The sequence below is a fragment of the Rhizobium sp. AAP116 genome (assembly GCF_001295785.1).
In the GTDB taxonomy this organism is placed as follows: Bacteria; Pseudomonadota; Alphaproteobacteria; order Rhizobiales; family Rhizobiaceae; genus Allorhizobium.
In genome coordinates this window covers 115,590-129,854 of record NZ_LJIB01000003.1, presented here as the reverse complement: position 1 = coordinate 129,854, position 14,265 = coordinate 115,590, and the positions used below count along the sequence as shown (strand labels likewise).

Genomic DNA, 14,265 nt, shown 5'->3' with positions numbered 1-14,265 from the left:
GTCTCTTGCCGTGCCGTGAAATTCGATTAGAAGGCTATCATGTCTTCGAAACCGCAGCGGATCCCTTGAGCATGCGCCTCTTCCTCGGATCCGACTTTCACGTCGATTACCGTCAGAACCTTGACTGGCTGCGAGCGCTGTCCCGCGCCGATTTCACCGATGATGTGCTTATCGTCGCCGGCGATCTCTCCGACGAACTCGATCTGGTGAAAGCCAGTTTCGACGAACTGGTGCCGCGCTACGCCAAGGTGCTCTTTCTGCCGGGCAATCACGATCTCTGGACGGCGAGAAGCGGGAAGGGGCCGTCCTTCGAGAAATTCGAAACTCTGAACGCGCTCTGCCACGGCTACGGCATCGAAACCCGACCGGTGGCCTTGGGCAAGACCCTGATCGTGCCGCTACTCGCCTGGTATGATTATTCCTTCGGCGAGCCCGGCCCGACCATCCGTCGCGGCTGGATGGACTTCTACAAATGCAACTGGGACGGCCTCACACCCGCCGAGGTCGCGGCCCGTTTCGACGCCATGAATGAGATGCCGGACACATCGGGCTTCGACGCCGTCTACAGCGTCTCGCATTTCGTGCCGCGCATCGACCTGATGCCGGCGCGTTATCCCGAGAAGCACAAGGCGCTGTTTCCTGTGCTCGGCACAGACCGCCTGGAGCGCCGCATTCGTTCGCTTGGATCCTCGAAGCATTTCTATGGACACAGCCATCTGAACCGCAACAAGGCAATCGACGGCGTCACCTACATCAACAATGCCTTCGGCTATCCCAAGGAAACCGAGATCTCGGCCAAAACCATCCTGCAGGTGGCTGATCTCTAAGCGTGGGGAAGCACCAGACCGAGAGCCTAGACCATACAAACAAAGATCGCATAAGATAGATTATGGAACTTAAGTGCACATTGTAGTGGGGCCTAGTCCGGTCACAATGCATTGAATATCGCCGTCTCCCAGCGAACTCAGTTTCTCAGGAAACTCAGATATCCAATTCAAATTCCATGACAAACTGGTCATACCCTGGCTCGACATGCGGCGGCGTCTCGCCCATCACAGTTTCATAGTCGAGTGGCGTATGCATATGCGTGAGCACCGCATGTTTCGGCGCCAGACGCTCGATCCAGCCAAGTGCCTGTTCGAGTGACAGATGGCTCGGATGCGGCCGGTACTGCAGCGCGTCGATGTAAAGCAGCTCAAGGCCTGAGAGCTTGGCGACCGTGTCTTCGGGAAAGTCAGAGACATCGCAACAATACGCCACATCACCGATGCGAAACCCAAGCGATATGATGTCACCATGCTGCTGGACCAGCGGCAGAAGCATTATGGAACCACCGGCGCCATCTATGACGATGGGCTGGTCCATGTCCTCGACAATGACTGGCGCCACGATCGGCGGATAGCTGCTGCCGACCGGGGTCTTCAGGCAATAGCCGAAACCTTCCTCGATGCGGGCCATCGTCGCGGGTTCCGCATAAATCGGGATCCGGTTCTTCTGGGTGATGAAATAGCCTCTGACATCGTCGATGCCATGCAGATGATCGGCATGGGCATGGCTGTAGACGACGGCATCGAGATGCTCGACCTTGGCGCGGATCATCTGCTCGCGAAAATCCGGGCCGGTATCGACGACGACGGTCGTCTTGCCGCCATCGGGTCCTATCTGTTCGATCAGGAAGGACGCGCGGGTCCGCCGGTTGCGCGGATTTTCAGGGTCGCAATTGCCCCAGTCGCCGTTGATCCTGGGGACGCCGGGAGACGAGGAACAACCGAGCAGCGTGAACCGGCGCGTGACCTGCATCAGGGTTCCCTCAGCCCAGCCTGGGCATCTTCGAGAAGCAGCGGAAGGCGTTCTCTGTCGTCACGTCTGCCATCTCCGCGTAGCTCACGCCTTTGACCTCGGCAAGAACCTCGGCCGTGTTGACCACATAGGACGGTTCGTTGCGTTTTCCACGCCAGCGCTTCGGCGCCAGATACGGCGCGTCTGTCTCGACCAGCAGCCGGTCCATCGGCACGCTTTTCACGATCTCGCGTAGCTCTTCCGACTTCGGGAAGGTCACAATGCCGGAGAAGGAGACGTAACCGCCGAGCGCCACACCGGTATCGGCAAGCGCCTGGCCGGACGAGAAGCAGTGCAGAATGAAGGGGAAGGCGCCCTTCCCTGTTTCCTCGGTCAGGATGGCAGCCATATCTTCGTCAGCGCTGCGGCTGTGAATGACGAGTGGCAGGCCCGTGCGCCGCGCCGCCTCGATATGGCGGATCAGGCCCGTCTTCTGGTCCTCGGGCTTCTGCGTGTCGTAGAAATAGTCGAGACCAGCCTCGCCGATCGCCACGATCTTCTCGTGGCGTTCCACAAGTTCCACCAGTTCATCTGCCGTCACATCCAGCTCGTCGCCGGCATTGTTCGGATGCGTACCGACCGAGCAGAAGACGCTGGGGTAACGCTCGGTGAGCGCCAGCAACGTCGGAAGCTTGCGAACTCGCGTCGAGATCGTCACCATCTGTTTCACGCCGGCCTGATGCGCGCGCGTGACAAGCTCGTCACGCTCAGCGTCGAAATCGGCGAAATCCAGATGGCAATGGGTATCGATCAACATCGTCTCAAGCCTTGCCCGCGTCCGGGGCAACGTAGCGCGGATAGACCGGCGAGGGTGCCGGCAGTTCGGTGCCCGGCTGCAGACGTCCTGCAGCGCCGAGCTTGGCGAAGACGCGGTCTTCCTCAGCCACGGCGACCAGATCGAGGATCTTCGCCGAAGTTTCCGGCATGATCGGTTGGAAGAGGACCGCGATCTGGCGCACAACGTCCGCCGTCACATAAAGCACCGTGCCCATGCGCGCCTCGTCGGTCTTCTTGAGAACCCACGGTGCCTGGGCCGCGAAATAGCGGTCGGCCTCGTTGACGATGTTGATGATGGCAGCGACCGCCTTGTGGATCTGCTGCTTGCCCATTTCCTCGCGGCAGATGTCGATCGCCTCGTCGGCGATCTTCAGGATCGCCTCGTCTTCCGGCGTCAGCGCACCGGGTGTCGGCACCCTGCCCTCGCAGTTCTTGTTGATCATCGACAGCGAACGGGAAGCCAGATTGCCGATGCCATTGGCGAGATCGGCATTGATGCGTGTCCCAATGCCCTCTTCCGAATAGCTGCCATCCTGACCGAAGGAAACTTCGCGCAGGAAGAAGTAGCGGACCTGGTCGAGGCCGAAATGGTTCACGAGGTTCACCGGATCGACGACATTGCCGAGCGACTTCGACATCTTCTCGCCCTTGTTGAGCAGGAAGCCATGGGCATAGACTCGGCGGGGCAAAGGCAGACCCGCCGACATCAGGAAGGCCGGCCAGTAGACGGCGTGGAAGCGGATGATGTCCTTGCCGATGATATGCACGTCGGCCGGCCAGTATTTGGCGCGCGGGCCGTTTTCGTCTTCGACATAACCGGTGGCTGTGATGTAATTGGTGAGCGCATCGACCCAGACATACATGACATGTTTGTCATCACCGGGCACCTTAATGCCCCAGTCGAAGGTGGTGCGCGAGATCGACAGGTCCTTCAGACCCGACTTGACGAAGGAAATCACCTCGTTGCGGCGCTCGTTCGGACCGATGAAATCAGGCTGGTCCTCGTAGAGCTTGAGAAGCTTGTCTTCATAGGACGAGAGCTTGAAGAAGTAGCTTTCCTCTTCCACCCATTCGACCGGCGTGCCCTGGGGTCCGTAGCGCACGCCATCGGGCCGCACTTCTGTTTCTTCTTCCTGATAATAGGCCTCGTCGCGCACCGAATACCAGCCGGCATATCCGCCCTTGTAGACGTCGCCGTTCTTCTCCATCCGGCGCCAGACTTCCTGCACCGTCTCGTGATGGCGCTTTTCGGTCGTGCGGATGAAGTCATCATTCGAGGAATTGAGCAACTTGCCCATTTCGCGGAATTCGTTGGAATTGCGCTCGGCAAGCTCTTCCGGCGAAATCCCCTCGGCGCGTGCCGTCTGCTGCATCTTCTGCCCGTGTTCATCCGTGCCCGTCAGGAAGAACACATCCCGGCCGTCGAGCCGCTGAAACCGCGCCATGGCGTCGGTCGCGATCAGCTCATAGGCATGGCCGATATGCGGCTTGCCGTTCGGATAGGAGATGGCAGTCGTGATGTAGAAGGGATCGCTCATGGCTTCTTGTTGTCTTTTCGTCGGTTGCGATTGTCGTGTGCTGTTGTCTCGGCGCCTGATCATGGCGGCGCGCAGCGGCCTGCCATGATCAGCGAAAACAAATGGGGTCGAACGCTCTTAAAACATTCCTCTGGCTTTAGGAACATCCGTTTTGCTGCAGCGCCATGAAGACGGGGGCCTTGCCCGTCAGCGCACGATCGCCGCGAGCACGTCGAGCATGGTCTGCTTGCGATCGAGATTGTAGGCCGCGGCAATGCCGAGCTGCTGATTGATGACAGACGAAAGCCGCGCATAGTGCTCGGCGCCTGAGAGATCGCCCGTCAGCGCGAGGCTTCTCGCGGTTTCGGCCAGGTGGTCGCCCAGATGTTCAACGAAGAAGCCGAAGGCGACCTCGCTGTCCTTGCCCGAGAGCGCATCGGCGATCTTGAACATCATCTTGCGCTGCGCGGGGCCGGATGCAGCCAGCATCTGCTCAAAGGCGTCGAGAATGTCGGCGCCACCGTAATTGACGAGCTTCAACGCGCGGGCGACGCTGCCCTTGGCGAGCGTCAGCACGGCTTCGCGCTTTTCGGCCGGGATCGTGAGACCCAGTTGTCCGAGCGCCTGATCCATCGCCTGAGGTGGCAGTTCGTGCAGCCGGAGCGGCAGGCAACGCGAGCGAATGGTCGGCAAAAGCTTGCCCGGCGCATGGGAGAGCACCAGGAACATTGCCCGCTTCGGCGGCTCTTCGAGGATCTTCAGGATCGCATTCGCCGCGTTGCGGTTGAGATCGTCGGCCGGGTCGATGATCACGATGCGCCAGTTTCCGGTGCCCGAGGTCTGGGCGAAGAAATGTCCGGCCTTGCGGACCTCGTCGACGGTGATCGCGGTTTTGACCCGTCCAGTCTTTTCATCGACCGGCCGCGAAAGGTGCAGAAGGTTGTGACTTGCCCCGGAAGCGAGCTGGCGGGTGACCGGATGCTCGGGATCCGGATCAGAAATCACCTCCGGTGCGCTTGCCGGATCAGGATGGCGCAGGATGTGGTTGGCGAAACGGAAGGCAAGCGTTGCCTTGCCGATGCCTTCGGGCCCCTCGATCAGCACGGCGTGGTGGCCCTTGCCCGAACGGTAGCTGCGCGCCAAGAACGCCTCTGCGGCTTCGTGACCGAAGAGATGCCGATTGCTGACGGGTGCAATCGCCCCGTCAAGAAGCCCCGCCCTCTCCTCGCTCATGAGCGTGCCGCCTGTCCGCCGTCGCCGGGCGTCGCCGCCTTGCGCGTTATGACCTGCAATACCTCCGACAGTATACCGCTGGCGATCCTGGCCTGGTCGTGCGACGCATCGATCACGCGGCAGCGTTCCGGTTCACGGCTGGCAATATCGAGGAAGCCCTGCCTGCGCTTCTCGTGGATCTCGAGCTTTTCCTTTTCGAAGCGATCGGGGGCAGCAGTTGCCGCCTCCTCCCCTGCCCGTTTGCGGGCGCGCTGGAGGCCGACATCGGCTGACAAGTCCAGCACCAGCGTTACATCGGGCATGGTGGTGCCGATCGAAACGCGCTCAAGGGCCGCCATAAGCGGCGGCTCGATATTGCCGGTGACACCCTGATAGACGCGGGAGGAATCGACAAAGCGGTCGCAGAGCACGATATCGCCGCGGGCGAGCGCCGGCCGGATCACGCAATCCAGATGATCGGCACGGGCGGCGGCAAACAAGAGCGCTTCCATGCGCACTCCGAAGGCCTCGGCGGCGCCGGACAGGAGCACATGGCGGAGGGCTTCAGCACCCGGCGATCCGCCCGGCTCGCGTGTGGTGACGACCGTGTGGCCCTTCGCGCGCAGGTTCTCGGCCAGCAGGCGGATCTGGGTCGATTTCCCGGCCCCCTCGCCTCCCTCGAAACTCACGAACAATCCGCGCGCCGTCGTCAATGCCTTGCTACTTCCCGCCTGAAGCGTTTCAGAACCAGCCCCTCGGGCTTTCCTACGGCTCTAAACCAAGATGGCAGCCTGCGAAACCGCTGATGACCTGGAGGCTCCAAATTTTCCGTCAGATCCAGAAAAACAGGAGCTCTATCAAGGCATCCCAGGCCCGCTGACTGAGCGTTCCGACTTCGACGGCTTCGGCACTCTTCAAGGGCACGCTGACCAGCGGTCGATCGCCTGAGAAGACATTGAGCGTAGCGATCGCGGCGTCGGCTGCAACCGGCGGATTGAGCGGCCAGCGATAGACGATGCGTGCCTGCAGACGTTCCGGATTGTTGACGGGGACATAAACTTCCACTGGCTGCGCGGCGACCAGCGGGACCTTGGACTGCGCCCCGCCATAGATGCTCGCCTCACCGATGATCTCGCCGGTCTGGAACAGGGTGCGCATCTCGAAGCTGTCAAAACCCCAGTTCAGCAAACGTCTTGCCTCTTCCGTCCGCTCCTTGTCAGTCGCAACGCCGCTCAGCCCCAGAAACAGCCGCCGCCCGTCGCGCTCCATCGAGGCGACGATGGCAAAGCCGCTGCCTTCGGCAAAGCCGGTCCCAAGCCCATCGGCGCCGAACGACAGAAGCGGATTGCGGTTGCGCTGGAGGATCTTGTTCCACTCGAATTCCGGTAGGCCGAAGGTCTGGTAGAGATCGGGATAGGTTGCGACCAGATGGCGCGAGAGCTTCACCATGTCATAAAGGGTCGACCGGTTGTCTGGATGCGGCAAACCGGTGGCATTGCCGAAACGGCTTTCGAAAAGTCCGAGTTCGGCCGCCCGCGCATTCATCCGCTCGACGAACTTCGCCTCCGAGCCAGCCATGCCCTCAGCGATGATCAGGCAGCCGTCATTGGCGGTCTGCACCGCGATGCCCCTGATCAGATCGGCGACCGGAACCTGGCTTTTCACGGCCGCGAACATCGTTGAGGTGCGGGACGGTGCGCCGCCTGTCCGCCAGGCGTATTCCGAGACTGGATAGATCGTATCCGGCCTGATTTCGCCCTTCTTGAGCGCATCGAAGACCACTTCCAGCGTCATCAGCTTGGCAAGCGATGCCGGCGCAAAACTCTGTCGCTCGTTCTTGGCGAGCAGAACCGTGCCGGTCGACGCCTCGACCAGATAGGCCTGGGCAGACTTGGTTTCGATCAACTGCGGTGTCGGAACGGCTTGCGCCCGTGCGGTGCTCGTGATGGACCCGTTTGGTGACAGCAATGCCAGCAGCAGGAAGGCGGAGAGGATAAGACGCATGTTCACACTTCGGCTGGCCGGCTCAACAGTGATGCGCCTTTTCCAGCACGGTCGCTGCGGGTTCAGCGCCCGCTGGAGAGCGTGATACCGCCCTTTGCGACCGAAGCGAGAATCGAACGCTCGGTGAGACCGTCATTGCGCACGAGAATAGCCTCGAAGGCAAGCGCGCCAGCTTCCGGACGTTCCGGTGCATAGGCTGCCGCGTAGCCGGATCCGTCGTAACCGTCGATATGGTGAGGACGCGCCATCGGCATCGGCCCAAAGTCCGGAAGGGCCGCGAAGCTTTCGCCTGAGACCACGGCACCCGGGGCGGCCGTGCCCGCCTGCATCAGCAGCTGCGCATCGAGCGTCTGAGGCGTCGTATTGCCGCTCGGTGTCGGCCCTGCGAGCGCCGTCTGGTAGGTCGTGGCCACTGGCGGCTGATAATCGGGCGTATTGGTCTCATTCGACGCCACCATCACGCCGGAGGCGATCTGGCCGCCCGGATCGATGACCGGTCCGCGCTCGCCCTTGCGGATGTAAGAGGCCATCAGATAGGGCATGTCATGGCCGTCCATGCGTGCCGGCCCGATATACTGCACCCGCACCTCACCGGTACCGCTGTGCTTCATGTCGAGCATGTCAGCCGTCTTGCGCGACAGATCGATGATGCGCCCCTTGTGAAACGGTCCACGATCATTGATTCGCACGATGACAGAGCTGCCGGTGTTGAGATTGGTGACACGGGCATAACTCGGCAGAGGCAGTGTCGGATGGGCGGCCGACAGATGTTCCTTGTCGTAGAGCTCGCCATTGGCGGTCAGCCGGCCGTGGAAGGCATCGCCATACCAGGACGCGACACCCACCTTGTCGTAGCGCGGATTTTCCTTCGGCACGAAGGTCTTTCCCTTCACCACATAGGGCTTGCCGACCATATAGCGACCACCGCCCTTCGGGATCGGACCGCTCGCCACAACCCTCGGGCTCGCCTTCACGCCATAAACGGACTCGGCGAAATATTCCTTCGAGCGCTTCGGCTTTTCAGTCGTGTCCTTGGTGGTCGAGCAGGAGGCGGTAAAGGCACAGAGCAGGGTTAGCGCCAGCCACTTCCGGGAATTGGCCAAGAGGCCGCGCGTCGTCAGATGCATGTGTCCCACTTCAGATCGCGGACGCTGATCATCTGCGCCCTGTCCAAGAGGCCGCCATGCCTCCGCTCACTTGCGCGCAATGAAGGCTGTGCAAAAATGGCCAAAATGGGAAAAGTCACAATTTCAGTGATCATTCCGTTCCGGATTCGATGAGCATGGTTAACGCTTCGTTGCCGCTCGGCACTGTCGAAAACAGGTTTTGAGCACCAGCCAAGGCGCCCGCGTATGCCTGACAATTTGCTAGAGCGCACCCTTGCCAAATCCTGCAGCTTTGCGCATAACGCAGCCGTCCGGATGGGTGTCCGAGTGGTTTAAGGAACCGGTCTTGAAAACCGGCGTGCGGGAGACCGTACCGTGGGTTCGAATCCCACCCCATCCGCCATTATTCTCACCAAGATACAGAATTCATTGTTTTTTCTTGTGGGTCGAAAATTCTGGCCCGCCACGCACAACCGACGCCAAACCGACGCGGAGACCTGTGGATCACGGGGCAGACTCAGCATTGCCAAATGCGATGACATTCGATTACACCGCACTGGTATAGGCATAGAACCTTTGCGCAAGACCTGCTCAGTCCTTCAGAAGGGACTTCCATGTCTGAATGCAGCTCTCCCTCGCTCCCCTCTTCCACGGATCTTCTCGAATCGAGTTCACCTTGCGAGGAAGTGCGGACGGAGGTGCGGGCACCTTCGGCTGCGCCACTAGCTGGAACGCCCGAAGCAACATCTTCCACAAAAGCTGCCCGCACGTTGAAACCCGGCTTCGAGGGCGGAGTTGAAGACGAGCGCTTCCTGTCGGCTCAGGACGTTGCGTCGCGATTGCGGCAAGTGTCGCCACCATTTGGCGCCACACCAAGGAAAACCCGGCATTCCCGAAGCCGCTGAATATCCTCAACGGATCAACGGGCGACGAACTGCCGGAGGCGGCGGAACGAGGGAGCTGCCGAGTTGGTGGGTTGAGGCGACTCTGAGCCAGCTTGGTTCCTGGCAAGGCGGAGGCACGCCCGACAAATCAAGCGCGGCGCACTGGACCGGTGGCAGTATCCCTTGGGCATCTCCCAAGGACATGAAGCGCTTTCACATCTCAGAGGCTGAAGATCAGATCATGGAAGCAGCTTTGGCTGGATTGTCGTCGAATTTGGTCGCCGAGAATTCTGTGCTGGTGGTCACGCGAAGTGGCATCGAATCCGCGCCGGGCGCGAGGCGGCACCGAAGGTGAAACGCGGGCGGGGAGCGAAGGGATGACAACGCTCTGTAAGCTTCGGCCGGGGCGCCTCTCGCCTCTGCGCCTGGACGCTGGAATGCAGGTAGAAGTCTTCATCATGACGGATGGCCGAACGCCCCTGCAGTTCTTCCTGAAGCCTGTTCAGGATCAATTCGCGCGGGCCTTCCGAGAAAGGTGACGAAGCAGCGCTTAGAGCGGCGGTGGCCGGGCCATGAGTTTGGTTTGAGCCTGGCGAGGACCAGAACATGTTGACGCTTGCCTCGTGAACAGATCCGCCATCAGTGACTGATCATCCACGGGCGTGCGGAAGGAAAGGTTTTTGCGCCATCGGCGCGAAAGATTGTTTTGGATTTTTTCGGTGCACCACTGCAGCAGACACATCCAGCGCCGTGACCAAGCGACTTCGATGTCTTCGGCTCATGGGCAGATCGCTCGTTGGTGCCGATCGCACTGCGGGTCGCATTGTCCATCAATGCGAAGAAGGGGGTCGAGAAGAAGGCCCTGGGCGAGGCCGCGCCGCAATGTGGGCAGTCGCAAGGATCACCGGACATCGCCATTGGACGGTTCTGAGTAAATCCTCCACAGTCCGTGCAGTTGTAGTCGTAGTTCGGCATGCTCTGTCTCTCCATCAAGGGGCTGCAGAAAGGTGCGGAGGGCGCGGATGGTCTATCGACGCCCTCCGCACCACCTCACAGGTCATGGGCTAGCGGTACGTCGATCTTGCCGTCGAGGAACTTCTTCGGCCCATCGGCACCGGGCTTCATGTCGAATTCGAAGATGTCGAGCGGGAGCCAGAGCGTCGCGCAGGCATTTGGGATGTCGACGACGCCCGAGATGTGACCCTGGACCGGGGCTGTGCCGAGGATCGCATAGGCCTGGGCCCGGGTGTAGCCGAACTTGGTCATATATTCGATCGCGTTCAGGCAGGCCTGACGATAGGCGATGTGGACGTCGAGATAATGCTGCTTGCCGCCCTCATCGACGGAGATGCCCTCGAAGATCAAGTAGTCGTCGTATTTCGGCGTGATCGGTGACGGCCGGAAGATCGGATTCTTGATCCCATATTTCGCCATGCCGTCCTTGATCAGCGAGACCTTGATATGCAGCCAGCCGGCCATTTCGATCGCACCGCAGAAGGTGATCTCGCCGTCGCCTTGGCTGAAATGCAGGTCGCCCATCGAAAGACCCGCACCGTCGATATAGACGGGGAAATAGATCTTCGAACCGCGCGACAGGTCCTTGATGTCGCAATTACCGCCATGCTCGCGCGGCGGCACGGTGCGCGCACCTTCGGCTGCGGCCTTGTCGCGCCCCTCCCCCTTGAGGCTGCCCATATGGGCGGTCGAACCACCATCCGGCAGGGCGGCGAGCGGTGGAACACGACCGGGATCCGTGTCGAACAGCGCCTTTTCCCGGCTGTTCCACATCTCAAGCATCTTGTGATCCGGCAGGCAGCCGATCAGGCCTGGATGGATCAGCCCGGCATATTTGACGCCTGGCACGTGGCGCGAGGAAGTGAACATGCCGTGGAAATCCCAGATAGACTTTTGCGCCTCGGGGAAGTGCTCGGTCAGGAAGCCACCACCGTTCTTCTTGGAAAAGAAGCCGTTGAAACCCCAGAGACTGTTGTCGAAGGCTCCAATGTCGAGAATGTCGACGACCAGCAGGTCGCCGGGCTGGGCGCCCTTGACGCCGATCGGCCCGGACAGGAAATGCACCTGGCTGAGGTCCACATCGCGCACATCAGCGGCATCGTCGTCATTCTTGATCTGGCCGCCGGTCCAGTCATAGGTCTCGACCCGGAAGTCGTCGCCCGGCTCGACCCAGCAGGCCATCGGAATATCAGGGTGCCAGCGGTTGTGGATCTTCTCGTTGGTATAGGGCGACTCGCTGAGGTCGACCTTGATCAGGGTATCGGGCATGGCTTGGCTCCTTCCTTGGGTGTGAAGCGACTTGGTTTGGTGGGTCAGACGGAGAGGAAGCTGGAGACGCGCGCCTCGTCGATGCCGGCGCGCGGCGCCTCATGGACGATCTCGCCCTTTTCGATCACCAGCACCCGGTCGGCCATGTCGAGCGCAAAGCTCAACACCTGTTCAGAGACGACGATGGAAAGACCGATCTCGTCGCGGATCCGGCAGAGCGTTCGCGCCATCTCCTTGATGATCGACGGCTGAATGCCTTCGGTCGGCTCGTCGAGCAGCAGCACCTTCGGCTTCGACGCAAGCGCACGGGCGATCGCCAGCTGTTGCTGCTGGCCGCCGGAGAGATTGCCGCCGCGCCGCCCCTTCATCTCGAGCAGGACGGGGAAAAGCTCGTAGATCTGCCCCGGCACGGACTTTTCGCCGGTAACAGTGAGCCCCGTCTCGATGTTTTCCTGGACGGTGAGTGTGGAGAAGATCATCCGCCCCTGCGGCACATAGGCGAGCCCTTTGGCCACACGTTCGTAGCTTTCGAGCCGCTCGACCGGGGTCTCGCCGATCCGGATCGATCCGGCGGCGGAGGGAACGACCCCCATCAGCGACTTCATCAGCGTCGTCTTGCCCATACCGTTGCGACCCATGATCGCAACGATCTCGGCGGGTTTGACGTCAAAGGACAGACCGTGAATGACCTCGCTCTGGCCGTAGCTGACCTTCAGTTTTTCGACAGACAGCATGACGATCTCCTAGTGACCGAGATAGACTTCGACGACCCGGGGGTCGTTCTTGACGCGCTCCATGCTGCCTTCCGACAGGACCTTGCCCTGGTGCAGCACGGTGACGCGGTGGGCGATGTCCTCGACGAACTTCATGTCGTGCTCGATGACGATGACCGACTGGTTCTTCGTGATCGTGTTGAGGAGCTCTGCTGTCTTGATGCGTTCGGCCACACTCATGCCGGCGACCGGCTCGTCGAGCATCAGAAGCCGTGGCTTCTGGATCAGCAGCATGCCGATCTCCAGCCACTGCTTTTGGCCATGGCTGAGGATCGCCGCGTCGGTATTCAGGTGATCCTTGAGGAAGATCAGTTCGGCCACTTCCTCGACCCGCTCGATCACCTCGCGGTCGCGTCGGAATGTGAGCGCGCCGAAGACGGAGCGGCCCCGCGGAAAGGAGAGTTCGAGGTTTTCGAAGACGGTGAGATCTTCGTAGATCGATGGATTCTGGAACTTGCGACCGACCCCCGCATGCACGATCTCGTGCTCGCGCATTCGGGTGAGCTCGCGCCCATCGAAACGGATCGAACCGGACGTCGCCTTTGTGCGTCCGCAGATGAGGTCGAGGACCGTGGTCTTGCCGGCCCCGTTCGGGCCGATGATCACCCGGATCTCGTTCTCATCGACATAGAGCGAGAGATCGTTCACCGCCTTGAAGCCGTCGAATGACACGGTGAGCGCATCAATGCTGAGGATGAAGTCTCGGGCGGGCTGGGCAGCAACTTGCATGATCGCCTCCATCATTCGGCTGCTTGCGGCTGCGTCAGCGGCGCGCGTTTCAGGAAGCCAGGCATCCGACGTGCGAAGAAGGGCTCGACATGGTCCTTGACGAGGCCCGCCAGGCCGTAGGGGAAGGCCATGACGACAGCGATGAACAGACCGCCCATGGCGAACAGCCACAACTCGGGGAAGCTCTCGGAAAAGGTCGTCTTGGCGGCATTGACGAGAAGCGCACCATAGATCGCCCCGAACAGCGACAGGCGTCCGCCAACGGCCGCAAAGATCACCATCTCGATGGATGGCACGATGCCGACGAAGGACGGCGACATGAAGCCGACCTGCAGCGTGAACATCGCACCGCCGATGGCTGACATCGCGGCGGCCAGGCAAAAGATGAAGATCTTGAAATTGGCAACGTCATAGCCGGAGAAGCGAACCCGGTCCTCGCGGTCACGCATGGCAATCAGCAGCCGGCCGAATTTCGAGATGCGGACCGCCTGGGCGAGCAGCAGCACGCCGATCAACAGCACGGCGTTGACGAAGTAGAGGATCAGCTTTGCCTCGTCGGTACGAATATCCCAGCCGAGCAAAGTCCTGAGATCGGTGATCCCGTTGACACCGCCGGTATAGCCCTGCTGGCCGATGATCAGGATGGTGAGGATCGCGGCAACGGCCTGGGTGATGATGGCGAAATAGACTCCACCGACCCGTCGCTTGAACATGGCCGCCCCGATGATGAAGGCGAAAACCGATGGCACCAGGATGATGGCCACAAGCGTGAAGGAGAAGGAATAGAAGGGCGCCCACCACGATGGCAGCGCAGTGATCTGGTTCCAATCCATGAAGTCGGGAATACCCGGCGTCGATTGGATCTTCGTCGCTTCAGGCGTGGAGGCCTCAAGCTTCAGGAACATGGCCATGCAGTAGCCGCCGAGGCCGAAGAAGATCCCCTGACCGAGGCTGAGGATGCCGCCATTGCCCCACAGAAGCACGAGGCCGACGGCAACGAAGGCATAGGTCAGATACTTGCCGATCAGATTGAGCCGAAAGATGTCGAAGCCAAGGGGCAGAACAACGAGGAGCAGCGCGGCAAGGATAGCAAAGTAGAGCCATTCCTTGCGGGTAAAGAGAAAGCCGACAGCAGGCATGG

13 protein-coding genes and 1 tRNA gene are annotated in these 14,265 nt (G+C 60.7%); 2 read left to right on the top strand and 12 right to left on the bottom strand.

The annotated features are described in order from the left end of the window. Positions 1 to 71 precede the first annotated feature (71 nt). The gene (locus tag IP85_RS02670; RefSeq protein WP_054148117.1) at positions 72 to 827 is read left to right on the top strand and encodes a metallophosphoesterase; all 756 of its coding nucleotides are present in this window, start codon (positions 72 to 74) and stop codon (positions 825 to 827) included. Positions 828 to 981: 154 nt separating this feature from the next. Here the strand turns inward: IP85_RS02670 and IP85_RS02665 are convergent, their stop codons facing one another. From IP85_RS02665 to IP85_RS02635, 7 genes are all read right to left on the bottom strand, one after another. Further along, positions 982 to 1,800: an MBL fold metallo-hydrolase gene (locus tag IP85_RS02665; protein ID WP_054148116.1), complete on the bottom strand. Its 819-nt coding sequence runs from the start codon at positions 1,798 to 1,800 to the stop codon at positions 982 to 984. Positions 1,801 to 1,810: 10 nt separating this feature from the next. Next, positions 1,811 to 2,596 (bottom strand): TatD family hydrolase, encoded by a 786-nt coding sequence (locus IP85_RS02660; RefSeq protein WP_054148115.1) that lies wholly within the window; start codon positions 2,594 to 2,596, stop codon positions 1,811 to 1,813. 4 nt (positions 2,597 to 2,600) lie between these two features. Then, positions 2,601 to 4,217 (bottom strand): methionine--tRNA ligase, encoded by a 1,617-nt coding sequence (metG, locus tag IP85_RS02655; RefSeq protein WP_280949598.1) that lies wholly within the window; start codon positions 4,215 to 4,217, stop codon positions 2,601 to 2,603. Positions 4,218 to 4,340: 123 nt separating this feature from the next. After that, on the bottom strand, positions 4,341 to 5,366 hold the full coding sequence (locus tag IP85_RS02650) for a DNA polymerase III subunit delta' (RefSeq protein WP_054148113.1): 1,026 nt from the start codon (positions 5,364 to 5,366) through the stop codon (positions 4,341 to 4,343). After that, positions 5,363 to 6,058 (bottom strand): dTMP kinase, encoded by a 696-nt coding sequence (gene tmk, locus IP85_RS02645; RefSeq protein ID WP_054148112.1) that lies wholly within the window; start codon positions 6,056 to 6,058, stop codon positions 5,363 to 5,365. Before tmk ends, IP85_RS02650 begins: the two co-directional genes overlap by 4 nt. A 118-nt stretch (positions 6,059 to 6,176) precedes the next feature. Continuing rightward, positions 6,177 to 7,349 (bottom strand): D-alanyl-D-alanine carboxypeptidase family protein, encoded by a 1,173-nt coding sequence (locus tag IP85_RS02640; RefSeq protein ID WP_054148111.1) that lies wholly within the window; start codon positions 7,347 to 7,349, stop codon positions 6,177 to 6,179. A 62-nt stretch (positions 7,350 to 7,411) separates the two neighbouring features. After that, a complete protein-coding gene (locus IP85_RS02635) occupies positions 7,412 to 8,476 on the bottom strand; it encodes a septal ring lytic transglycosylase RlpA family protein (RefSeq protein WP_054148110.1) in 1,065 nt (354 codons plus the stop codon). Between the two features lie 292 nt (positions 8,477 to 8,768). On the opposite strand from IP85_RS02635, the gene IP85_RS02630 reads away from it, so the two are divergent. After that, positions 8,769 to 8,858 (top strand) — tRNA-Ser (locus IP85_RS02630). Positions 8,859 to 9,978: 1,120 nt separating this feature from the next. On the opposite strand, the gene IP85_RS21840 is transcribed toward IP85_RS02630, so the two are convergent. From IP85_RS21840 to urtC, 5 genes are all read right to left on the bottom strand, one after another. Then, entirely contained in the window at positions 9,979 to 10,314 is a 336-nt protein-coding gene (locus tag IP85_RS21840; RefSeq protein ID WP_082347559.1) for a zinc ribbon domain-containing protein, read from the bottom strand. 75 nt (positions 10,315 to 10,389) lie between these two features. Next, entirely contained in the window at positions 10,390 to 11,622 is a 1,233-nt protein-coding gene (gene fmdA, locus IP85_RS02625) for a formamidase (protein ID WP_054148109.1), read from the bottom strand. A gap of 44 nt (positions 11,623 to 11,666) precedes the next feature. Next, positions 11,667 to 12,356, bottom strand: a complete 690-nt coding sequence (gene urtE / locus IP85_RS02620; RefSeq protein ID WP_054148108.1) for an urea ABC transporter ATP-binding subunit UrtE — start codon at positions 12,354 to 12,356, stop codon at positions 11,667 to 11,669. 9 nt (positions 12,357 to 12,365) lie between these two features. Beyond that, positions 12,366 to 13,124 (bottom strand): urea ABC transporter ATP-binding protein UrtD, encoded by a 759-nt coding sequence (urtD, locus tag IP85_RS02615; RefSeq protein ID WP_054148142.1) that lies wholly within the window; start codon positions 13,122 to 13,124, stop codon positions 12,366 to 12,368. An 11-nt stretch (positions 13,125 to 13,135) separates the two neighbouring features. Next, positions 13,136 to 14,263, bottom strand: coding sequence for an urea ABC transporter permease subunit UrtC (gene urtC / locus IP85_RS02610; RefSeq protein WP_054148107.1), 1,128 nt, complete (start codon positions 14,261 to 14,263; stop codon positions 13,136 to 13,138). Positions 14,264 to 14,265 lie beyond the last annotated feature (2 nt).